Consider the following 20980-nt stretch of genomic DNA (forward strand, 5'->3'; position numbering starts at 1 on the left):
ACCTCAGCCCACCCACAACCTCAGCTTGAGGTCTGGCCCGAATGCGGCTTCGACGGGTAATTCGACGTCTCGATCGACGTCGCCTCGGCCGAGGTGGTCGGCGTGGTGTTTGTCGGCTTCGTCTGGGTCGGCTTCGTCTGGGTCGGCGTCGGCTTCGTCGTCGGCACGGTAGACGACGGTGGCGTCGGACTCTCGGGGGTCGACGGCTCGGTCGTCTCGGACGGGGCGCTGGACCGATCGTCGGGGCGTGTCGTGGATGGTCCGGTGGTCAGCAACCGCGGATCCTGCGACGACGTCCCGGGCAGCGGTTCGGTGCTGTTGCCCGGCAGCGTCGAACTCGACGGCGCTCCCGGCGTGATCGTCGTCGGCGTCGCCTCCGCGCGCAGCCGTTTGATCCACTCACCCATCTGCTCACGCGTGTCCGAGCTGCGTACCGGCCCCATCTGGCTCTCGGCCTTCTGGATCAGGCTCGCCGCCTCGTCCATGCGACCCGAACTGATCGCCTCCTGGGCACGTTCGAGGTTGTTGCGGACGTCGTAGGAGGCCTGCGTCTCCGAGGCGGCCTCGGCGAACACGACCTTCTTGACACCCCACAGCGGATCACCGGGCTGGGCGCCCTGGGACAGGACCGTCAGGCCGGCTGCGGCGACGATGACAACCGCCGCGGCCCCCGACACCACACGCAGATGACGCACGATCCGCTTACCCCGGCCGGCGCGCTCGGTCGCCGCGATCGCCCGCTCGACCTCCTCGACGGTGGGCAGCTCCGGCGCCGGCGTGCCGACGACCTCGTGGCGCCAACCCGAGAGCAGCGCGGCGAGTTCGTATTCGGCGTCATCGCGGGTCGGTACGGGGACGTCACGCGACAGCGCATCGAGGAACTGATCATCGAGGCTGATGGCCGCGATGTCGACGGGGTCACCCGCGTCGACATCGTCGGACGGAGTCGTGCTCGGCGGCTGCGGGAATCGACCGTCGTGCCCACGACGCCACGGCTGCCGGTCATCGGCGTTCATCGATCCCCTCCTGTCCGCTTGAGTTCGTTCTTGAGCTTGGCCAGCGCACGGTGCTGCGCCACCCGTACCGCACCGGCGGTACTCCCGACCGCGGCCGCGGTCTCCTCGGCCGACATCCCGACGACCAGCCGCAGGATGAGGACCTCACGCTGCTTCTCGGGCAGGATCTCCAGCAGCAGCCGCATCCGGCGGCTGTCGTCGGCGGCCATGGCCAGCTGTTCGGGTCCACCGCCGACGTTGGTCAGCTCGGGTACCGCGTCCACCGGGTCCGCCTTGATGCGGCCGGCCGCGCGGAGCGCGTCGGCGACCTTGTGCGCCGAGATGCCATAGACGAAGGCCATGAAGGGCTTGCCCTGATCCTGGTACCTGGGCAGCGCTGTCATCACCGCCATCAACGCCTCCTGCGCAATGTCGTCGGCGGAGAACAGGTGGCGTTCTCCGACTCCAATACGCCCTCGGCAGTACCGCAGGATGGGATCCTGCACACTCTCGAGAACTGACGTGAGAGCCGCGCGGTCGCCCTGCCCTGCGGCGCGGACGGCGGCGTCCAACTCAACACCTGTCAGCTTCATCGTCAGTCGGAATCCCCGTGTTACACGTCGTTATGACCGGCTATGCCGGCTCTGATGGTGACCCCCCGTCGGCCCATGAGCGCACCGGACGACGGCCGCGGGCCTCCAATAACCTTAGCGAGGCCTGTCCATACGGAAGGGCATGCCCTGTCTCGTCAACCGTTTCGACAGGTTGACCAGCTCAGATCGCTCTGATTCGGTCACCACGGCGACCCCGTTGCGCAGTGACAGCGCCGCCCACGTGAGGGGCAGGAGACCGGCCGCGGACGCGGCGGCGGCGAGTTCGCGGGCCTCGACCTCCGCACCGTCGGTGTTTCCGATCACAGCTTGTGCGGCCGCGGCGATCAGCCGGGTCTTGATCCGATGCCGTGGCACCGGCAGCGCTTGCGCACGCTCCATCAGATCCAGCCCGGCCGCGGCATGGGCTACCGCGGCGTCCGGATCCCCGCTGTACATCGCGAGTTCGGCGGACACCCAGCGGTGCCGCAGCAGACCGCGACCACCCTCCTCCCACAGCGTCGTATCCCAGGTACTCGGGTCGGTGGCGGCAACCGGGGCGAGTTCACCGGCTGCCCGATCGAGCAGTCGGCGAGACGCGCCGAAACGGCCGAGACCCAGATTGTCGGCGGCCAGTCCGACGACGGCATCGGCGAAGCCCGCCACCCCGGACGCCGACGCGAGCGCGCGGCCGTCATAGATGAGCGCCTGGGCGTGATCGCCCCCCTGTCGATAGAGCGAGCCGGTGGTACTCCAGGCCAGTGACTCAAGCTCCGTGTGCGCACGGGCACGCGCGCGCAGGCGAAGCGACTCGAGTTCACTGAGTGCGACGGCGATCGCACCACGACCTCCGGCCTCGACCGCCCGCCGCCAGCCCTCCCACAGGTCGCCGGAATCCCACCGACCGGCGGTATACACGCGTTGCCGCAGTTCAGAAGTGATGATCTGACCTCTCCAAAGTGGGCTGGATCACCCATTTCGTTTCTCGTTTGCGTGAATTTAACCAAGAGAAACAAACGTTAATTCAAAGGTCACGTCACGTCCAGATGATCTATTTATTTCAACCGCGTTACGTGACCGCTGCCGGTCCGACGACGAAAAGCGGCCGAGGATGTGCGTCCAGAATGCCGATCAATCGCAAAGTGCCCAGTTCACAGGCATTCTCCCGGCGCGAGCGCCACCCTGGGACCATCACCTACCACCGGTGTGATACCACTGCCATTCGAGCTAACGACCCGTTAACATTTCCGAGATTTTCACCCTGGTTCTAGGGCCTTTCGGCGGTATTGACTGCATTTCTCAGCCCCGCTTAATGTGATCGGTGTTGCCAGGGAGAGCAGTGACGAAGAGACGTTCCGAGTTCTTCTCCCGGTAGAGCGACAACCGTAAGACCTGACCAAGGAGGAGCCACCATGCCTGCGCCCAACACTCTCCCCGGACCCAACGCAGACATCTGGGATTGGCAGATGCAGGGCCTCTGTCGCGGTGTCGACTCGTCGATGTTCTTCCATCCCGACGGTGAGCGGGGCCGCGCACGTGCCCAGCGCGAGCGCCGCGCCAAGGAGATGTGCCACCAGTGCCCGGTGATCGCCCAGTGCCGTGAGCACGCCCTCGCCGTCGCCGAACCCTACGGAATCTGGGGCGGGCTGTCGGAGTCCGAGCGCAGCATCCTGATGAAGCGCAGCGTCAGCCGCCGCATCGCCAGCTGACCCACGCGATCGCCGGATGCACCGGCATATCCTCACCTACGACAGCGGGGCTGCCACTGAGATCTCAGTGGCAGCCCCGCTGCTATTGGTCACGCCGTGATCAGTGCGCGTGTCCGTGTCCGTGGTCGTCGGCCTCGGCGGGCCGGTCGGTCACCGCGGTCTCGGTGGTGAGCACCATGCGGGCCACCGACGCGGCGTTGACGACCGCCGAGCGAGTCACCTTCACCGGATCGATGATGCCCTCGGCGACCAGGTCGCCGTAGGACAGTGTGGCGGCGTTGAATCCATGGCCCTTGTCGGCCTGGGCCACCTTGTCGACGACGACCGCACCGTCGAGACCACTGTTCGCGGCAATCCAGAACAGCGGCGCCTTGGCCGCGTCCCGGACCACCCGCACACCGAGTGCCTCTTCCTCGGGCAGACCGGCGGCGAGTTCGTCGAGCACCGAGGCGGCCTGCACGATGGCCGAGCCGCCACCGGGGATGATGCCTTCCTCGACCGCGGCCTTGGCCGCGGCGACCGCATCCTCGACGCGGTGCTTGCGCTCCTTGAGCGCGGTCTCGGTGGCGGCGCCGACGCGGATCACCGCGACACCGCCGGCCAGCTTGGCCAGACGCTCGGCGAGCTTCTCACGATCCCAGTCCGAATCGCTCTGCTCGATCTCACGGCGCAGCTGTGCGGCGCGGTCGGCGACGGCTTGCTTGGTCCCGGCACCCTCGATGATGGTGGTCGCCTCCTTGGTGACGACCACACGACGAGCCGAGCCGAGCACCTCGACGCCTGCCGTCGACAGGCTCAGTCCGATGTCGGCGGTCACCACGGTGGCACCGGTGACGACCGCGAGGTCCTCCAGGAAGGCCTTGCGACGGTCACCGAAGAACGGTGCCTTGACCGCAACGGCGCGGATGGTCTTGCGCAGCGAGTTCACCACGAGGGTCGACAGCGGTTCACCCTCGACATCCTCGGCGACGATGAGCAGCGGCTTACCGGTTTCGACGATCTTCTCCAGCAGCGGCAGGAAGTCGGGCAGTGAGCTGATCTTGTCGCGATACAGCAGGATCAGCGCATCGTCGAAGGCTGCCTCCTGGCTGTCCGGGTCGGTGACGAAGTACGGCGAGAGGTAACCCTTGTCGAATTGAACGCCCTCGGTGATCTCGAGTTCGGTGTTCAGTCCGGAGCCCTCTTCGACGGTGACCACACCGTCGGCGCCGACGACGGTCATCGCCTTGCCGACGAGTCCGCCGACCTCTTCGTCGCGCGAGGAGACGGTTGCGACCTGCGCGATGGCATTCTCACCGTCGACCGGGGTGGCGGCGGCGAGCAGTGCCTCGCCGAGCGCGTCGGCAGCCTTACCAATGCCGCTTCCCAGCGTGATCGGGTTGGCGCCCGCGGCGACGTTGCGCATACCGGCGCGCACCATGGCCTGGGCGAGCACGGTCGCGGTGGTGGTGCCGTCGCCTGCGACGTCGTTGGTCTTGGTGGCGACCGACTTCACCAGCTGGGCACCGAGGTTCTCGAAGGGATCCTCGAGGTCGATGTCACGTGCGATGGTGACGCCGTCGTTCGTCACGCTCGGGCCGCCGAATGCCTTGGCCAGCACCACGTGCCGGCCACGCGGGCCGAGGGTCACCTTCACGGTGTCGGCGAGCTTGTTGATCCCGCTCTCGAGGGCGCGCCGCGCCTTCTCGTCGAATTCGATCTGTTTGGCCATATGTCATTTCTCCTTGGGGCGAAAGACCGCGTTACGCAGAACGCCCCGGTGCCCGGTGAGGGGCGCCGGGGCGTTGCGACACGCGAAAGTGTTCGCGGGTCTTACTTGCCGATGACAGCCAGCACGTCGCGTGCCGACAGGATCAGGTATTCCTCTCCGGCATACTTGATCTCGGTGCCGCCGTACTTGCTGTAGATGACGGTGTCGCCTTCTTTGACGTCCACGGGGACGCGGTTGCCCTGCTCGGTGACCCGACCTTCGCCGACTGCGATGACGGTGCCTTCCTGCGGCTTCTCCTTGGCGGAATCCGGAATGACCAGACCCGACGCGGTGGTCGTCTCGGCCTCGACGGCCTGCACCAGGATCTTGTCCTCAAGCGGCTTGATGTTCACGCTCGCCACGATGTGAGTCCTCAACTTTCGTCTGAGAAAGAATCTTCAAGTTCATGGCCCTGGGTCCATTCCTCGTCGTCGCGGGTGAACGAGGTCTGTGCACAGCGCCAACTAGCACTCTATACATGCGAGTGCCAGCACTCAAGGTATCCGGCTGCAAAATCAAAAGTCGGCAAGTATCGCGGCCTCGCGACGCTCCCGCCGTTCCAGCGAGGCGACCACTACCGCGCCGACCAGTCCGACGACCGAGAGCCCGCTGACCACCCAGATCGCGGTGTCCATCCCGGCCAACGGTTCGCCGGGCACATTGGTCGACCCCGAGCTGGTCAGGATGGCGGTGACCACCGCCATCATGATCGCGCCACCGACCTGAACACTGGTGTTGACCAGCCCTGAGGCCAGCCCCTGCTCGTCGTCGGAAACGCCGGAGGTGCCCTGTGCGGTGACCGACGGGAAGGTGACCGCGAAGCCGATGCCGAGCAGGATGATCGTAGGCAGCAGGAACTCCACATAACTCATCCCCGATTCGGCCCGCGCGAACCACAGGTATCCGCCGAGGAAGGCCGCGAACCCGACGATCATCAGCACCGGCGTACCGACCCGATCGAGTACCTGGTCCATTCTGATCGCACTCGCGGCGACGATCAGCCCGGCAGGCAGGAAGCCCAGCGCCATCGACAGCGGCGACCACCCGAGGGAATCCTGCAGGTAGAGCGTCACCACGAACTGGAAAGCCGCATAGCCGCCGAACATCAGCGCCCCCGAGAGATTGGCATGCACCAGACGCATCGACCGCAGGATGCCCAGCCGGACGAGCGGGTGGCGATGCCGACCCTCGACCACGACGAAAGCTATCGCCGACGCCGCGGCGACCCCCAGAGTTCCCAGGGTGGCCGGGGCCACCCAGCCGATGACCGGCGCCCGCACCACACCCAGCACGAGGAGAAGTAGCGCACCGGTACTCGTCACCGCCCCGGCCAGGTCGAACTGGGCCCACCGGAATGCACCCCCGGTGATCTTGGGGATCACCAACACCCCGGCGATCAGCAGCAGCAACGCCACCGGGCCGGGGAAGCCGAGCGTCGCACGCCACGAGATCTCGGTGAGAAGACCACCGAAGACCAGTCCGAGCGAGAACCCGCTGGCACCGCAGACCGTGTAGATCGACAGCGCCCGGTTACGGGCCGGCCCTTCGGCGAAGGTCGTCGTGATGATCGACAACCCGGCGGGCACGGTGAACGCGGCCGCGACCCCCTTGACGAAGCGCAGGGCGATGATCAGCCCGTTGAGGTCGACGACGGCGCTGATGACTGACGCAACGCCGAAAACGGCCAGGGCAGAGAGGAATACGCGCCGCCGCCCGAAGAGGTCACTGGCCCGGCCGCCCAGTAGCAGCAGGCCGCCGTAGCCCAGCACGTAGCCGCTGACGATCCACTGCAACTGACCCTGCCCCATGTCGAGGTCGGCGCCGATGGACGGTAGCGCCACCCCGACCATGGAGATGTCGAGGCCATCCAGGAACAGCGCTCCGGCCAGCACGACCAGGAGCAACCAGGTGCGCGGGGTCCAACCCGACGCACTGGTGAGGTGTAGGGGCGCTTGCTCCCCCGCCGGATCGGCGTCGCGTACGGGCGACTCCGATCGCACGTTCGTCATCACTTCGGTAGTTGTGTGTGCCACCCGGCCAACTATATGCATACGCATGGGTTGCGTCTACATCTATTTCTTATGCATAAGATGCATAAGAAATATCTCCTACTGCATAAATTTCGATTGCATACCCGTGCCGGCGCACATAGAATGCGGCCATGAGCAGCGCTGCGTTCGACCACGACGACCTCGCTGCGTCCGACCACGACGACCTCGCTGCCGCCTGGCACGACCTGTCGGTGAGCTACCACCGCGTACTGTGCTCCCTCGACCGCGAGCTCGAAGCCCGCCACCAGCTGTCCTCCAGCGAGTTCGAGGTCCTGGAATTACTCTGGACCGCCGACGACCACCAGCGCCGGATGAGCGATCTCGCCGACAACGTGCACCTGAGTCAGAGCGCACTATCGCGTGTCGTCGCCCGTCTGGAACGCGACGGCCTTGTCGAACGCACACTCTGCGTCAGCGATCGCCGTGCCGTGTTCGCAGCACTGACCGAGGCCGGCGTCGAGCGCTACGGTCAGGCACGCCCCACCCAGCGCAGCGTCCTGGCTGAGCTGTCCGGCGGATGCCCGCAGATGCTCGTCGAACTGACCCGCGAGGAACACGCGGACGCAGACGCTCAGAGCTGACTGACCTGAACCGACATCCCCGGATCGGTGGCCACCGTCAGCGGCGACGGATCCGCACCGCCCGCGATGACATGCGCCCCCAGGGTCGCGATCATCACCCCATTGTCGGTGCACAACCGAGGTTTCGGCACGCGCAGCGTGATTCCAGCTGCCGCACAACGCTCTTCGGCAAGTGAGCGGATACGCGAATTGGCTGTCGCGCCGCCCCCGAGCACGAGCGTGTCCACGTCGAGGTCCGTGCAGGCGCGAATCGCCTTCATCGTCAGCACGTCGGCGACCGCCTCTTGGAACGACGCCGCGACGTCGGCGATCGGCACCTCACGCCCGTTGCGTTCGCAGTGTTCGACATGCCGGGCCACGGCGGTCTTGAGCCCGCTGAAGGAGAAGTCGTAGCGCGCATCCTGCGGCCTGATCATCCCTCGCGGGAAAGCGATCGCGTGCGGATCGCCCTCGCGCGCAGCCCGATCGAGAGCCGGACCACCGGGGAAACCGAGATCCAGCAGCCGGGCCACCTTGTCGAAGGCCTCCCCCGCAGCGTCATCGACGGTGGTGCCGAGTTCGACGATCGGCCGCGCCAGATCGGTGACGTGCAGCAGATGGGTGTGGCCGCCGGACACCAGCAGTGCAACACATTCGGGCATCGGACCGTGTTCGAGGGTGTCCACCGCGACGTGGCCACCCAGGTGGTTCATCGCGTACAGCGGCACATCCCAGGCCAGCGAATATGCCTTCGCCGCCGCCGCACCGACGAGCAACGCACCGGCCAGACCCGGTCCGATGGTCACCGCGATGGCGTCGGGACGGTCGATCCCGGCGGCCTCCCGTGCGCGCTGCATGGTCGGCACGATCGCCTCCAGGTGGGCGCGTGAGGCGATCTCGGGGACCACCCCGCCGAACCGGGCGTGCTCGTCGACGCTGGAGGCCACCTCATCGGCGAGCAGCGTCGCCGATCCCCCGCCGGTGTCGTCGGACGGATCCCATCGGACGATGCCGACACCCGTTTCGTCGCAGGAACTCTCGATGCCCATCACGATCATGCCGGGCCCTCCTCGCTGTACTGCCGTCCCGACCGTGGGGCTCGGATCATCGTGTACGCGTCCGCACCCGACGGCTGATAGTAGTTGCGCCGAATCCCTGAGGTGGCGAACCCGTGCTGTGAATACAGGGTGATCGCGGGCTCGTTGTCGGTCCGCACCTCCAGGTACACCGGCGCGTCGCATTCGTCGGCGATCGCCAGCATGGCCGCCAGCAACGCTCGACCCAGTCCCCGGCCGCGGAACTCCGGGACCACCGCGATGGTGTGAATCTCGCATTCGTACTCGGCCGGCTGCCCGAGAGTGGAGACACCCGCGTACCCCACGACCTCACCGCCGGCCTCGACGCGCGCGGCGAAATACGTGTTGTAGGGCGCGTTGAGTTCGGCCCGGAACGCCGACGCCGGCCACGGCGAGTCCTCGGCGAACATCTCCCGTTCCAGTGCGGCGCATCGGGGGATGTCCCCATAGGTGAGTGCGTCGATGACCCCGTGTGGCCCGCTCACACCGCCCCCGCCGCTTTCGGTTCGATCGGCTTGCGCGGCTTGCGTTCCACCGCATCCGGTCGCCGCAGATACAGCGGCACGAGGGGTTCGGGGGTCACACCGTCGAGGACGGCCCGGGCCGCCACCGTCGCGAGCCCGGCGACCGTGGGCACCGTGACGAGCGGGGTGCCGCCGGTCCAGCCGACCAGCGCCAGCTGTGCCGGCGAGCCACCGGCCGCATCGAGGTCGACACCGGTGAGCGTCTGCGCCACCGTGGCAGGCGCCTGCACCTCGGGTCCGACGACCCGCTCGCCGTCGCGGTACAACGCCCAGTACACCTCGCGGCGACGGGCGTCGGTCACGGCGATGACCGTGGCGGAATCCGGCTGGGCCGCAACGGTGTCCGAAGCGATCGCATCGAGCGAGCACACGCCGTGGGCGGGAATCGACAGGGCGTCGGCAAAGGCCGCCCCGGTCGCCATCCCCACCCGCAGCCCGGTGAACGGACCGGGTCCGGTACCGGTGACGACGGCGTCGAGTTCGCTGCGGGCAACGCCGGATTCGGCCAGGCATTCGGCCATCAGGGTGGTCAGCAGTTCGGCATGACGACGATGGTCGGCGACCGTCCGTTCCGCGAGCACCCGGATCCCGGTCTCGGCGATCTCGGCGATCCCGGTGACCACCGCGTCGGTCGCCGTGTCGACGATCAGGACACGCTTGCGCCCATCACTGCTCATGTTCATCCACCCATTCCCATTCGGCATGTCGCACATCGGAATCCGGATCCCGACGAAGACGGACGATCAGATGCCGGTCGGTCAGACGTTCCACCACGCCCTCACCCCACTCGACCACCACGACGGTGTCGTCGAGGTCGGTGTCGAGGTCGAGCGCATCGAGTTCGTCGAGGCCACCGAGCCGATAGGCATCCACATGCACCATCCCCGGCCGTCCCGGCGTCTGCGGACGATGCTCGCGGGCGATGATGAAGGTCGGCGAGGTGACCCGGCCGGCGACACCCAGTCCGGCCCCGATACCCCGAGCGAGCGCGGTCTTACCCGCGCCGAGCGGACCGTCGAGGATCACCAGATCACCGGCCCGCAGGTCGGCGGCCAGTTCGGCGCCGAGCGCCTCGGTGTCGGCGACGTCGGGCAGTTCGCGGCGGGTCGTCATCGCGTGCTCCGTTTCCACCAGCGTTCTCGCGGTGCCGGCGCGGCCACCCGCGCCCGATCGACGAGATCGGCGATCGCGTCGGTGACCAGTTCCGGCTGTTCCATCAGCACCATGTGCCCGGCACCCTTGACGACCACCAGCCGCGAATCGGTGCCGAACTGCGCAAACATGTTCACCGAGTTCGGCAACGGCGTCAGCCGGTCCCGATCGCCGCAGACGACGACGGTGGGAACCTGTGCCAGAGTCGGCAGCGCGGTCGACTCGTCATGGGTCTCCAGCGCGTGCAGGAAGTTGACCAGGGTGTCGATCGGCGTGTTCTGGATCATCTTCTCGACGGCACGCCCCACCGCCGGGCTGTAGAAGCCCGGACCGAAACTCGCCGCGACGAGTACCGGTTCGAGTGCTTGCCGGGTGATGCCGCGGCCGGCCTGCACCAGGCGCGGCGCCCTGCGCACCGACACCCGGAAGGCGCCGACGACCGGATTGTGCAGTCCCTCACCGAGTCCGGCCTCGGTGATGCCGCGCGCCGCGGTGGCGACCAGTGCCACACCGGCGATCGGCCCGGACGCGGTGAACAGGCCCGGATGTCTGCGGGCCAGCGCCATCAACGCCATCCCACCCATCGAATGCCCGACCAGCACCACCGGCCCGGACGGGGCGGTCGCCGCGATCACCGCGGCCACGTCGTCGGCGAGCTGACCGACGGTACAGGTGTCGTCGGGGGCCGGGTCGCTCTTGCCGTGGCCCCGATGATCGAAGAAGACCATTCGGATGTCGCGGTCGGCCCATTCGGCGGCCAGCTGTTCACGCTGGAAGTGCCACGCCGCCATGCGAAGACTGAACCCGTGCACGAAGACGACCGTCAGAGCCGGTTGTCCGCCGTCGGCCACCGCACCCAGGTCGACGGTACGGACCGCCAGGTCGAGGCCGTCGGCGGTGGTGACGGTCCGCGGGTCGCCGTCATAGGTCGCGGTGAAGTCGATGTCGGCGAACGGATCGGTCCGGCCGGTGACGCGTCTGCGGGCCATGTTGCGGGCCGCCCCGGCCACCGCGACACCCCCGAGTGCCGCGACCCCGGCGACACCCGCGAGTAGCCCGACCCGCCCCGAGTTCTCCACTACCGCCGATCCTGCCCGGATCCGTCGTCGACGCCCAGTTCGGCGGCCACGCTGCCGGTGTATCGCCGTACCGCACGTGCGCCGATACCCGAGACGACCTCGTAGTCGATCGTGCCGATCGCGTCCGCCCAGTCCTTGGCGGTGGGACCACCGTGGGCACCCGTGCCGAAGAGTTCGGCCCGATCACCTTCGCGCACCCCGCCACCGTCGGGACCCAGGTCGATGACCAGCTGATCCATGCAGACGCGGCCGATCCCGGCGAAATCCTGATCGCCGATGCGCACCGACAGCTTGCCCGAGAGCAGCCGCGGCACACCGTCGGCGTAGCCCGCCGGGAGCACCGCAACGGTGGTGTCGTACGGGGCAATCCAGGTGTGGCTGTAGGAAACACCTTGTCCGGCAGCCACTTTCTTGACCAACGCGACCTCGGCGGACAGTGTCATCACCGGGATCAGACCGAAGTCCCCTCGATCGGGCAGCGGTGTCCGGCCATAGAGTGCGATACCCGGCCGGACCAGGTCGCGAGCCAGATCCGGTCGGCTCAGGGCGGCTGGTGAATTCGCCAGATGAACCACCTCGGGCGCCACCCCGGCGCGCGTGAGATCGGCGACGGCGGCGTCGAGCCGGGCGGCCTGTGCGTCGTTGAGAGGATGATCGGGTTCATCGCCACGCACCAGATGACACATTGCCGCGCGCACCCGCACCGCGTCCTCGGCGTGGGCCTTGGCCAGCGATTCGGTGAAGCTCTGCCATTCGTCGACGGCCACGCCGCTGCGATTGAGACCGGTGTCCACCTTCACCGACACGGTGGCCGTCGTCCCCGATTCCCGGGCGGCGGCCACCACCGCCGCCAGCTGCCGCTCCGAGGACAGTGCGATGTCGATGCCGGCAGCGATACCGGCGGCAAAATCTGCGCTGGGGGCATGCAACCACGAGGTGATGTGCGCATCGATGCCCGCCGCACGTAGGTCCAGGGCCTCGGTCAGATGTGCGACGCCGAGTTCGGCCGCGCCCGCCGCGATGGCGGCCCGGGCCACCGGTACCGCACCGTGACCGTAGGCGTCGGCCTTCACGACCGCCAGGACATCGGCGTGTGAGGCGGCTCGCAGGATGGCGACATTGTTCGCGATCGCGTCGAGATCAACGGTCGCGGTCAGGGCAGATGCAGTCATATCGCCACCATTGTCCCAGATCGGCGCCACCGGGTTAATCCGCACCGACGGCGCGTGTGTGTGGTCAGCTCACGCGGATCGCGCGGATTGCCTCGCGCAGGGCGGCGAGCAGGTTCGACGCGCCGATCGGCGCCCCGCGCGCGGCCCGGGCTGCGGCGTGCGCGTGCACCCGCGCCGCAGCGGCCCCGGCGATGCGCGGTTCGAGTCCGGCCGCCAGCAGCGCGCCCGCGATTCCGGAGAGTACGTCACCGGCTCCCGCGGTGGCGGCCCACGACGACCCGGCGTCGTTGCCGTACACGATGCCGTCAGGCCCCGCGACCAGCGTGATACGCCCCTTGAGCAGAACGGTCACCCCCCAGTCGGCGGCCAGGGCGGTTACCGCGGCCAGCCGGTCGTCGGGCAGGCGTGTTCCGCGCAGCCGGCCGAACTCACCCGCATGCGGGGTAAGCAGTGTCGGGGCGCCGCGTCCGACGACCAGTTCCGGGTGACCGGCGAGCAGTGTCAGAGCGTCGGCGTCCACGAGTACTGGCACGTCGGTGGCCAGAACTGTGCGCAGCGTGGCGAGTGCGGCGTCGTCGGTGCCGCCGCCCGGACCGACGACCCATGCCTGGACCCGGCCGGCGTCGGCGAGGTCGGGCACCGCGACGACCTCCGGCCACCGGCCGACGACCTCCGCATGGGCCGAACCCACATATCGGGTCATCCCGGATGTCGTGGTAACCGCGGCCCCGGCGCAGAGGACGGCGGCCCCCGGATAGCGGTGCGAGCCTGCGATGATCCCGACGACACCCTGGGTGTATTTGTCGTCGTGCGGCCCGGGTACCGGCCACCGTCGGCCGATCTCGGCGTCGGTCAGTGACCACAGCGTCCCGGGCGGCACCGCGTCATCGGCGCGGATCCCTATGTCGGCGACGATGATTCGCCCGCATTGTGGGGCAGCCAGCAGGTGGGCGTTGCGTCGGACGCCGAAGGTGACGGTGATGTCGGCGGCGACGGCCGGGTCGTGCACGACGCCGGTGTCGGCGTCGACTCCCGAAGGGAGGTCGACACTCACCACGCAGGTGCCCGGTTCGAGGGCGGCGAAGGCGGCGGCGGCCGGTGGGCGCAGCGGGCCGCGCCCACCGATACCCACCACACCGTCGATGACGACGTCGACGCGTGCGGCGAGGGCGTCGACGACCCGGCCACCCGCACGCCGGAAATACGCCAGCCCGGCGTCATGGGCCTTCTCCGGAGCCAGGAGCACCGCCTCGACGTCGGCCCCGCGGCGGGCGAGTCGGCCACCGGCGAACAGTGCGTCGCCACCGTTGTCGCCGGCACCGACGACCAGTCCCACCCGGCGGCCGTAACACCCGCCACGGGCATCGAGTTCGGCGACGACCGCCTGGGCGACCGCGTGTGCGGCCCGTTGCATCAAGGTCCCGCCGGTCAGCAGATCCCCCGTCGCGGATTCGGCGGCGCGAATCGCGTCGGCGGTGAGGTGGCAGACCGGCATCGCGGGGACGCTATTCGACGGTGACGGACTTGGCCAGGTTGCGTGGCTTGTCGACGTCGTACCCGCGGGCCTGGGCCACGCTCGCCGCGAACACCTGCAGCGGCACCGTCGAGACCAGCGGCTGCAACAGCGTCGGCGTCTTCGGAATGGGGATGAACTCGTCGGCCACCGCGCGGGCGGCCTCGTCGTCGGCCTCCGCGATCACGATGGTGCGCGCACCGCGGGCCTGGATCTCGCGGATGTTGCTGACCATCTTCGAATGCAGCACCGCCCGGCCGTCCGCCGATGGCATCACGGTGATCACCGGCAGACCGTCCTCGATGAGTGCGATCGGACCGTGCTTGAGTTCACCCGCGGCAAAGCCCTCGGCATGCATGTAGGCCAACTCTTTGAGTTTGAGTGCGCCTTCCAATGCCACCGGGTACCCGACGTGGCGACCGATGAACAGCACGGTGTTGTGATGCGCGAGCGAGCGGGCCAGATCTCGCACCGGCTCCATCGTCTCCAGTACCGCGGCGACCGCATCCGACATCGCCTCCATCGCCACGAACTCGCGAGCGACCTCGTCGGCGTATTTGGTGCCACGAGCCTGGGCCAACGCCAGACCGACCAGATAGGCCGCCGCGATCTGCGCCAGGAAGCATTTCGTTGATGCGACACCGATCTCGGGGCCGGCATGGGTGTAGAGCACGGCATCGGACTCGCGTGGGATCTGCGCGCCGTTGGTGTTGCAGATGGCCAGCACGCGGGCTTTCTGGTCCTTGGCGTGGCGGACCGCCTCGAGGGTGTCCGCGGTCTCACCCGACTGGGAGATCGCGACCACGAGTGTCGACCGGTCGAGGACCGGGTCCCGATAGCGGAACTCGCTGGCCAATTCGACCTCGACGGGCAACCGGGTCCAGTGTTCGATCGCATACTTCGCCAGCATGCCCGCGTGATAGGCGGTACCGCAGGCGACGACGAACACCTTGTCGATGTCGCGCAGGTCGTCGTCGGTCAGGCGCTGCTCGTCGAGGACGATGCGCCCCCCTTCGAGGTGCCCCATCAGAGTGTCGGCGATCGCGCGCGGTTGTTCGGCGATCTCCTTGAGCATGAAGAAGTCGTAGCCACCCTTCTCGGCGGCCGCGAGATCCCAGTCGATGTGGAAGGGCTTGCCGGCCCGCGGATTCCGGTCGAAATCGGTGATCTCGTAAGTGTCCGCGGTGATCACCACGACCTCGTCCTGACCGAGCTCTACCGCGTCGCGGGTGTGTTCAATGAAGGCCGTGACATCGGATCCGACGAACATCTCGCCCTTGCCGACGCCGACGACGAGCGGCGTCGACCGGCGGGCCGCGACGATCGTGCCGGGATGGTCGGAATGGGTGAACACCAGGGTGAACGCGCCTTCGAGCCGTTGCAGCGCGGCGTAGGCACTCGCGACGAAGTCCCCCGCGGTCGCCCCGGTCGCGTATTCACGCTCCAGTAGGTGGACCGCGGTTTCGGTGTCGGTGTCGGAGGCGAATTCGATACCCGCTTCTTCGAGTTCGGCACGCAATGGTGCGTAATTCTCGATGATGCCGTTGTGCACCACGGCGATCTTGCCGTCGGTGCTGACGTGCGGATGGGCGTTGCGATCGGTGGGCTTGCCGTGGGTGGCCCAGCGGGTGTGGCCCATGCCGGTGGTTCCGGTCAGGCCGTCGCGGCCGATCGTCGCGATCTGCTTGTCGAGATTCTCCAGGCGTCCCGCCCGCTTCTGGATGGCGGTGTTGCCCTGACCATCGACGATGGCGACTCCGGCCGAGTCGTAGCCGCGGTATTCCATCCGCCGCAGGGCCTCGACAACGATGTCCAGGGCGTCACGTTGCCCCACGTATCCGACAATTCCGCACATAGGTAGTCAGGGTACCCGGCGGGACGCCGGATCAGCCTTCCCGCGTGGCCTGCGCCCGCCCGGCGAGTGCACCGGCCAGTTTGGCTCCCGGTCCGCGTTTGGCGGTCGTGGCACCGAACAATCGGGCAATTCGGTCGAGTTCCTCCACCGGCGGGTCGTCGAGGTCGACGTTGGCCAGCGCCCCGAGCAGTTCCTCCGGGTCGCCGAATGCCTGGTATTCGTCATCGCCGGTGAGCGTTTCCAGTAGAAAGCCGGTCAGCACTGCCCGGACCTGGGCATGGGTTTTCGGTTCGATGCCGGGTTTGCCGAGCAACGCCCCGATCGACCGGCGCTCCACGAGTCCCCGGGACGTGGCGCCGACCACGGTGCGCAACGCCACACTCCCCTCGACTGCGTCTGCTCCGTATTCCAGGGCCAGCGGCAGCCCGTTCTCGGCGACGGTGTCGAGATAGCCGGATCCCGCGACGATGAGACCTGGGGCGGTCACGGTACGGGCGGCGGGCAGCAGGCCGGGGGTGGTCGGCGCCGGGAACAGCGCCGCGACAGCCTTCACCGGCGGGCCGGGTTGCCCCTGGATGACGGAGTCGGAGGCGGCGATCACCGCGGCCGAGGCACCGAAGCCGTGTCCGGCGACCCCCAGCCGCTCGGGGTCGACGCTGACCCGGCCGAAGCCGAGGGACACCCGCGCCGCGATCGTGAGCGATGACCGGAGGTCCGCGGCGAGCCCGACGTCGGAGGCGAGAATCCCCTTCTGGCCGTTCGGCGCGGCAACCACGATTCCCCAGGAGGCCAAGTGGTACATCAGATCCCGATACTTGGCCGGGTTGACCATCCAGCCGTGGCCGAATGCCACCGCGGGTAGGCCATCGCCGGTGTCGGGTGTGAAGATCTGGCCCGGCAGCCCGATCATGCCCAGGTCACCGCGCAGGACGCGGTGCGGCCCGCGATGGGCCAGCGCGGACATCAACTGCGCGGGAGTTCGGGACGGCTTGCGTCGACGCTTTTTGCCTGGCACACCGCACAGCCTATGCGTTTCTCCGCGACAGATGGGGACTACCCTGCGCCATGTCGGCGGGAAGCAGGATGCCCGGCAGGTTGTCCTCGGCATCGGCTTGCGCCTGAAGCCGGGCACACAGCCGGTCGTCGGCGCCGACGTGGGCAGCCCGATGTGCCGCAAGCGCATCGGCGAGGTCGCGCTGGATGCCGGAGAGTTTCCGTGAGGCCGCTGCGACGTGCGCGGTCGCCATGCGTGCGACCGCCTCGATCTGGTCGGCGGGATTCACTGGTCACCGGCCAGCGCGAGGTCACCGGCCGAGTCGGTGGTCCGCGGCCGGCTGCCGACAGGGTGGTCGGTTCCGCTCGCACTGTCGATGGCCCCAGGTTCTGTTTCGATCGTCAGCCGTAGCGGGACATCCGGTGTCGGCGTCTCGTCCTTGGTGGCGGCAATCCGGCGGTGGTCGGGCGCCGAGGGTTCCGGGTGAGAGGTCGCGATCCCACGCTCCTGCGGGTAGGGGTCGGCGCCCAGACCGTCTGCCGCGCCGTTGAGAATCTCCAGGATCTGCCCGATGCCATCGATGACGGCCTGCGACGATGTGAGGAACATCTGGAGTCGGGCGCCGATCTCCCCGACGGCCACCTCGTGCGGTACGCGTCCGGCGAAGACCGCCGCGCCCAATTCGGCGGGCGGGCAGTCGGCGACACCGGGATCGGCGAGGCGTGCGGTGGCCAGGAGGAAGGTGCGCAGCAGTCGGTCGACGCCTGCAGCCGCGGCACTCGTCGCGTCGCTGAGCGTATGGAGCACATGCAGATCGGATTCCGCGCGGCGTTGGTGGGCGACCACGGCGCCGATCACCTCTCCCGACGACGAACTGCGCCAGGTGTGGTCGAGTCGGATCTGTTGTTCGGGAAGCCGATGCAACTGATCGGACAACACCCGGTTCGCCGACAGCAGACATCGGGCATCGGCACTGAGGGCCGCGGCGTCGAATCGCCGGATCGCGGCCAACCGCGCACGCACCTCGTCGTCCGCGATCACCGACATCCCCAGGCTCCGCCCCACTCCCAGCGCGACGATGAGGCCGTCCACGCCCGCAGCCGCCTGTTCGTGGAGTTCGACCAGCGATGCCCCGGCCGACCTCACCATCGGTCCGCCTGCCATCGAGAGATCTCGGCAGTCAGCAGCGTCGCCGCCTCGAGATCGGCGTCGGCGAGGTGCCCGGCGGTGACATGCAGCGCCGTCGCCAGATCGTCGGCTGCGGCCGCATGCGCATGCAACCGGCTCACGAGACCACTACACAGAGACGAATAGCGTTGGGCGGCATACTCATCGATGCGCACTTCCACAGGGTCTACACCCTCGGCCCCGGCCAGTTCCGTGTCCGGGGCCGGGTCATCGCTGCCCCAGCGACCGAAGTCATGGGAGGCGAGGTCGTCGGCGGCCGCGGTCACCACCAGGGCGGTGCGGCGGTAGAAGGCGACCACCTCCGACACTTGAGCGACGTCGATAGCGACATCCGCCGTCCTCGTCGTCACCGACCACGATTCGTCCATCTCGCCCTCCCCGACCGCTGATCAGAACCTCAACCCCACACCGTGCCGCCGTCAGAGATGAGACGCAGCCGCTGCGACCGTGGTTCCATTCCGCTGACGATTGTCACCCAAAACCACCTGGCGCGCCGGAGATCGGCGACGACGCTTACGTCACCGCCAGCCCATGTGCGGCAAGCGCGTCGAGCAGTGCGGTCCGCCGCTGTGCGATCGGCCCGTCCTCGACGAGGGCGAACGCACACCCCACCGCGCGCGCCCCACCGTCGGCCTTTTCGCTGTCCCCGATCATCAGTGCCTGCGTCGCCGGTACGGCGAGTGCATCGAGTGCGGTCTGGAAGATCAGTGGGTCGGGTTTGATCACGCCGACCTCATAGGACAGTGCATATGTGCCGACGAGATCGGCGAGTCCGTGGCGCGCGAGCACAGCACGGAGATCGAAAGCGATGTTGCTGACCACGCCGACCTGGACTCCCGCCGCCGCCAGCCGACGCAACGCCGATTCGGTGTCGGCGAAGATCCGCCACGAATCGGGGTCGACCACACGGTCGTAGAGCGCCTCGGCATGCCCGGGCACCGACAGCCCTGACGACCGCAGTACCGCGAGATAGGCGCGCCGGTGCATTTCCGGGTCGAGATCCCTTCGTTCCCAGGCGATTCGGTCAGCCTCCGACAGGTCGGCGGACACGCCGACCGGCTGGGTCATGCGCCGCACGACCTCCGCCTGATGATCGAGATGGAAGGGCTGTCCGGCCTCGTCGTGCAGATCCGCGAACCAGTCGTCGCGCGCCTCGAAGCGGAACAGAGTTCCGGAGAAGTCGAACAGGACCGCACGCGGCGCAGTGACGCGTCGCTCGGCCCCCGGCCCATAGTCGTCATCAGGCATGCGTCGGCTCCTCACACCGTTCGGATACTGACTCTCCACGATGCGACCACCCTAACGCCGGCCCCGTCAGTACTGTTCTTCGCCGGGATTGGTGTGGGTGGATTCGCGTTCGGCCCGGTTACGGCGTCGCAACGCCCGCCGCCGGGCATGTTTGTCCGCCGTGCGCGGTCGACGTCGTCGCGGTACCTCACCGCCACCCAGAACCCTCGGCGATGGCGGTGGCTGGGCCACCGCGAACCGCACCCGCTGGAGCCCGGGGAACAGGTCCAGATTGTTTTCCGCCGGACCATCCACCACCACCCCCTCCGGGGTGATCACCTCGATCCGGGTATGCCCGTCTGCATCCAGATACTGATCATCAACCCAATCACCGAACGTCTTGAGCAGATGATGAAACCGACACTTGACATTCATGCCTTCCGGGCTGGTCCGCCCACCCGCAGCCGGATCATCATGGTCATATTCGGCGACGTGATCACCATCAGCCCTCCACGCCGACCGCGTACAGCCAGGCACCGTGCAAAAACCGTCCCGAATCTCGAGGAACGTGTCCAACGCCGTCGACGGACGATACGGATCCGAGCGCAGATGCGGCGGAAGCGGATGGTCGGCGTCATCTCCACCCAACGGCCGCACCACAGTGTCGTCGCGGGCCACGATCTGCTGGACGTGTTCCCCCGAGATCACCCCCACCCCGTCCACAAAACCAGGACGGTTCGCCTCGCCGGCGACGGTGCCCGCATCGGCCACCACATGCACCACCACCCGCGCATGAACACCCCGATAATGCACCGGCCCAGGAATCCGGGCATCACAGTCGGCGCAATCACACTCACAGACGAATGGTTCACCGGAGAGCAGGGCGAACATCGCATCCGACTCCCGGGCCGGCTTACGCCGACGGTCGAACCGGCAGGCGGTGGCCGCCAACCGCACGACAGCGTCATGGGAGATACGGGCATTCTCCGCCGACATCGACACCCCCACATGCGCCATCCCACCCTCAACCGCAGTGATCCACGTACCCCGATCAGCCAGGGCGGCGTCACGTTTGCGGCGGACCGCATCCAGATCATGGCGGAACACAATCCGATCCACCATCGTCCGCAACCCCGCCACCGACCACCCCCCACATGCGCGACGTAGCCGGTCGGCGATCCCCGCATCCACCACCGACATATGCTCACCATCGACCAGATCAGTGCGAGTCACGATCGCCGCGAACTGATAGCCGCCGATCAGACCATCCCGCAAACACGCCCCCACCACCGGGAGACGATCACGCATCGCCAACCCAGCCGCCAACAACCGTTCCGCCGCCACCTGGGTGACATGACGACTGACCGCGATACGTGCCGCAACCTGAATGGTGGTGTCCAACAATCGCGTATCCGCATCGACGTCGACCCCCGACAGCCATCTCGTCGGCCAACACCGCATCATGCAACTCACCGATCAGCCGATACGACATCCACTGCGCGAACGCCTCGGCCTGCGCACACACCGACAAACCCGCCACACCCG

General features: G+C 67.9%; 22 protein-coding genes. 2 read left to right on the forward strand and 20 right to left on the reverse strand.

All coding sequences use genetic code 11. The features are described from left to right. Positions 1–20 precede the first annotated feature (20 nt). The 3 genes from QSJ18_RS16255 to QSJ18_RS16265 all read right to left on the reverse strand — a co-directional run bounded on the left by QSJ18_RS16255 (position 21) and on the right by QSJ18_RS16265 (position 2503). On the reverse strand, positions 21–1016 hold the full coding sequence (locus QSJ18_RS16255) for an anti-sigma-D factor RsdA (RefSeq protein WP_286327630.1): 996 nt from the start codon (positions 1014–1016) through the stop codon (positions 21–23). Continuing rightward, entirely contained in the window at positions 1013–1588 is a 576-nt protein-coding gene (locus QSJ18_RS16260; RefSeq protein WP_286327631.1) for a sigma-70 family RNA polymerase sigma factor, read from the reverse strand. The genes QSJ18_RS16255 and QSJ18_RS16260 overlap by 4 nt, the downstream gene beginning before the upstream one ends. A 114-nt stretch (positions 1589–1702) precedes the next feature. Next, a complete protein-coding gene (locus QSJ18_RS16265; RefSeq protein WP_286327632.1) occupies positions 1703–2503 on the reverse strand; it encodes a hypothetical protein in 801 nt (266 codons plus the stop codon). Positions 2504–2997: 494 nt separating this feature from the next. Here QSJ18_RS16265 and QSJ18_RS16270 point away from each other — a divergent pair, with 494 nt between their 5' ends. Next, positions 2998–3294: a WhiB family transcriptional regulator gene (locus QSJ18_RS16270; RefSeq protein WP_286327633.1), complete on the forward strand. Its 297-nt coding sequence runs from the start codon at positions 2998–3000 to the stop codon at positions 3292–3294. A 100-nt stretch (positions 3295–3394) separates the two neighbouring features. On the opposite strand, the gene groL is transcribed toward QSJ18_RS16270, so the two are convergent. From groL to QSJ18_RS16285, 3 genes are all read right to left on the reverse strand, one after another. Beyond that, positions 3395–5005 carry a chaperonin GroEL gene (groL, locus tag QSJ18_RS16275; protein WP_286327634.1) on the reverse strand — a complete coding sequence of 537 codons (1611 nt, stop codon included), beginning with the start codon at positions 5003–5005 and terminating at the stop codon, positions 3395–3397. A 101-nt stretch (positions 5006–5106) separates the two neighbouring features. Continuing rightward, a complete protein-coding gene (groES, locus tag QSJ18_RS16280; protein WP_004019185.1) occupies positions 5107–5406 on the reverse strand; it encodes a co-chaperone GroES in 300 nt (99 codons plus the stop codon). 153 nt (positions 5407–5559) lie between these two features. Beyond that, positions 5560–7053 (reverse strand): MFS transporter, encoded by a 1494-nt coding sequence (locus QSJ18_RS16285; RefSeq protein ID WP_462476098.1) that lies wholly within the window; start codon positions 7051–7053, stop codon positions 5560–5562. A gap of 152 nt (positions 7054–7205) precedes the next feature. On the opposite strand from QSJ18_RS16285, the gene QSJ18_RS16290 reads away from it, so the two are divergent. Then, a complete protein-coding gene (locus tag QSJ18_RS16290; protein WP_286327639.1) occupies positions 7206–7676 on the forward strand; it encodes a MarR family winged helix-turn-helix transcriptional regulator in 471 nt (156 codons plus the stop codon). On the opposite strand, the gene tsaD is transcribed toward QSJ18_RS16290, so the two are convergent. From tsaD to QSJ18_RS16360, 14 genes are all read right to left on the reverse strand, one after another. After that, positions 7667–8713 (reverse strand): tRNA (adenosine(37)-N6)-threonylcarbamoyltransferase complex transferase subunit TsaD, encoded by a 1047-nt coding sequence (tsaD, locus tag QSJ18_RS16295; RefSeq protein WP_286327640.1) that lies wholly within the window; start codon positions 8711–8713, stop codon positions 7667–7669. The two genes, QSJ18_RS16290 and tsaD, sit on opposite strands and share 10 nt — an antisense overlap. Then, a complete protein-coding gene (gene rimI, locus QSJ18_RS16300) occupies positions 8710–9141 on the reverse strand; it encodes a ribosomal protein S18-alanine N-acetyltransferase (RefSeq protein WP_462476099.1) in 432 nt (143 codons plus the stop codon). The genes tsaD and rimI overlap by 4 nt, the downstream gene beginning before the upstream one ends. Positions 9142–9212: 71 nt before the next feature. Then, the gene (gene tsaB, locus QSJ18_RS16305; RefSeq protein ID WP_286327642.1) at positions 9213–9959 is read right to left on the reverse strand and encodes a tRNA (adenosine(37)-N6)-threonylcarbamoyltransferase complex dimerization subunit type 1 TsaB; all 747 of its coding nucleotides are present in this window, start codon (positions 9957–9959) and stop codon (positions 9213–9215) included. Beyond that, on the reverse strand, positions 9922–10368 hold the full coding sequence (tsaE, locus tag QSJ18_RS16310; protein ID WP_286327643.1) for a tRNA (adenosine(37)-N6)-threonylcarbamoyltransferase complex ATPase subunit type 1 TsaE: 447 nt from the start codon (positions 10366–10368) through the stop codon (positions 9922–9924). Before tsaE ends, tsaB begins: the two co-directional genes overlap by 38 nt. Continuing rightward, positions 10365–11486, reverse strand: a complete 1122-nt coding sequence (locus tag QSJ18_RS16315) for an alpha/beta fold hydrolase (protein ID WP_286327644.1) — start codon at positions 11484–11486, stop codon at positions 10365–10367. The genes tsaE and QSJ18_RS16315 overlap by 4 nt, the downstream gene beginning before the upstream one ends. After that, positions 11486–12658: an alanine racemase gene (gene alr, locus QSJ18_RS16320; protein ID WP_286327645.1), complete on the reverse strand. Its 1173-nt coding sequence runs from the start codon at positions 12656–12658 to the stop codon at positions 11486–11488. The genes QSJ18_RS16315 and alr overlap by 1 nt, the downstream gene beginning before the upstream one ends. 64 nt (positions 12659–12722) lie before the next feature. After that, a complete protein-coding gene (locus tag QSJ18_RS16325; protein ID WP_286327646.1) occupies positions 12723–14153 on the reverse strand; it encodes an NAD(P)H-hydrate epimerase in 1431 nt (476 codons plus the stop codon). A 10-nt stretch (positions 14154–14163) separates the two neighbouring features. Then, positions 14164–16026, reverse strand: coding sequence for a glutamine--fructose-6-phosphate transaminase (isomerizing) (glmS, locus tag QSJ18_RS16330; RefSeq protein ID WP_286327647.1), 1863 nt, complete (start codon positions 16024–16026; stop codon positions 14164–14166). 31 nt (positions 16027–16057) lie between these two features. After that, entirely contained in the window at positions 16058–17041 is a 984-nt protein-coding gene (locus tag QSJ18_RS16335) for a dienelactone hydrolase family protein (RefSeq protein WP_286327648.1), read from the reverse strand. Between the two features lie 10 nt (positions 17042–17051). Next, complete coding sequence (locus QSJ18_RS16340) at positions 17052–17309, reverse strand: hypothetical protein (RefSeq protein ID WP_286327649.1); 258 nt, start codon at positions 17307–17309, stop codon at positions 17052–17054. Continuing rightward, the gene (locus QSJ18_RS16345; protein WP_286327651.1) at positions 17306–18169 is read right to left on the reverse strand and encodes a hypothetical protein; all 864 of its coding nucleotides are present in this window, start codon (positions 18167–18169) and stop codon (positions 17306–17308) included. The genes QSJ18_RS16340 and QSJ18_RS16345 overlap by 4 nt, the downstream gene beginning before the upstream one ends. Further along, positions 18163–18576, reverse strand: a complete 414-nt coding sequence (locus QSJ18_RS16350; RefSeq protein ID WP_286327652.1) for a hypothetical protein — start codon at positions 18574–18576, stop codon at positions 18163–18165. The genes QSJ18_RS16345 and QSJ18_RS16350 overlap by 7 nt, the downstream gene beginning before the upstream one ends. 145 nt (positions 18577–18721) lie before the next feature. Then, positions 18722–19456, reverse strand: coding sequence for an HAD family hydrolase (locus QSJ18_RS16355; RefSeq protein WP_286327653.1), 735 nt, complete (start codon positions 19454–19456; stop codon positions 18722–18724). Between the two features lie 66 nt (positions 19457–19522). Next, on the reverse strand, positions 19523–20899 hold the full coding sequence (locus tag QSJ18_RS16360) for a DUF222 domain-containing protein (protein ID WP_286327654.1): 1377 nt from the start codon (positions 20897–20899) through the stop codon (positions 19523–19525). Positions 20900–20980 lie beyond the last annotated feature (81 nt).

This window comes from Gordonia heveisoli (genome assembly GCF_030315745.1).
Lineage (GTDB): Bacteria > Actinomycetota > Actinomycetes > Mycobacteriales > Mycobacteriaceae > Gordonia.

Excerpts from the sequence above, each read along its gene's own strand:
- QSJ18_RS16255 (WP_286327630.1), bottom strand. The coding sequence starts at position 1,016 with ATGAACGCCGATGACCGGCAGCCGTGGCGTCGTGGGCACGACGGTCGA.
- QSJ18_RS16260 (WP_286327631.1), bottom strand. The coding sequence starts at position 1,588 with ATGAAGCTGACAGGTGTTGAGTTGGACGCCGCCGTCCGCGCCGCAGGG.
- QSJ18_RS16270 (WP_286327633.1), top strand. The coding sequence starts at position 2,998 with ATGCCTGCGCCCAACACTCTCCCCGGACCCAACGCAGACATCTGGGAT.
- groL (WP_286327634.1), bottom strand. The coding sequence starts at position 5,005 with ATGGCCAAACAGATCGAATTCGACGAGAAGGCGCGGCGCGCCCTCGAG.
- QSJ18_RS16285 (WP_462476098.1), bottom strand. The coding sequence starts at position 7,053 with ATGACGAACGTGCGATCGGAGTCGCCCGTACGCGACGCCGATCCGGCG.
- QSJ18_RS16290 (WP_286327639.1), top strand. The coding sequence starts at position 7,206 with ATGAGCAGCGCTGCGTTCGACCACGACGACCTCGCTGCGTCCGACCAC.
- tsaD (WP_286327640.1), bottom strand. The coding sequence starts at position 8,713 with ATGATCGTGATGGGCATCGAGAGTTCCTGCGACGAAACGGGTGTCGGC.
- rimI (WP_462476099.1), bottom strand. The coding sequence starts at position 9,141 with ATGTTCGCCGAGGACTCGCCGTGGCCGGCGTCGGCGTTCCGGGCCGAA.
- tsaB (WP_286327642.1), bottom strand. The coding sequence starts at position 9,959 with ATGCCGAATGGGAATGGGTGGATGAACATGAGCAGTGATGGGCGCAAG.
- tsaE (WP_286327643.1), bottom strand. The coding sequence starts at position 10,368 with ATGACGACCCGCCGCGAACTGCCCGACGTCGCCGACACCGAGGCGCTC.
- alr (WP_286327645.1), bottom strand. The coding sequence starts at position 12,658 with ATGACTGCATCTGCCCTGACCGCGACCGTTGATCTCGACGCGATCGCG.
- QSJ18_RS16325 (WP_286327646.1), bottom strand. The coding sequence starts at position 14,153 with ATGCCGGTCTGCCACCTCACCGCCGACGCGATTCGCGCCGCCGAATCC.
- glmS (WP_286327647.1), bottom strand. The coding sequence starts at position 16,026 with ATGTGCGGAATTGTCGGATACGTGGGGCAACGTGACGCCCTGGACATC.
- QSJ18_RS16345 (WP_286327651.1), bottom strand. The coding sequence starts at position 18,169 with ATGGTGAGGTCGGCCGGGGCATCGCTGGTCGAACTCCACGAACAGGCG.
- QSJ18_RS16350 (WP_286327652.1), bottom strand. The coding sequence starts at position 18,576 with ATGGACGAATCGTGGTCGGTGACGACGAGGACGGCGGATGTCGCTATC.
- QSJ18_RS16355 (WP_286327653.1), bottom strand. The coding sequence starts at position 19,456 with ATGCCTGATGACGACTATGGGCCGGGGGCCGAGCGACGCGTCACTGCG.
- QSJ18_RS16360 (WP_286327654.1), bottom strand. The coding sequence starts at position 20,899 with ATGATGCGGTGTTGGCCGACGAGATGGCTGTCGGGGGTCGACGTCGAT.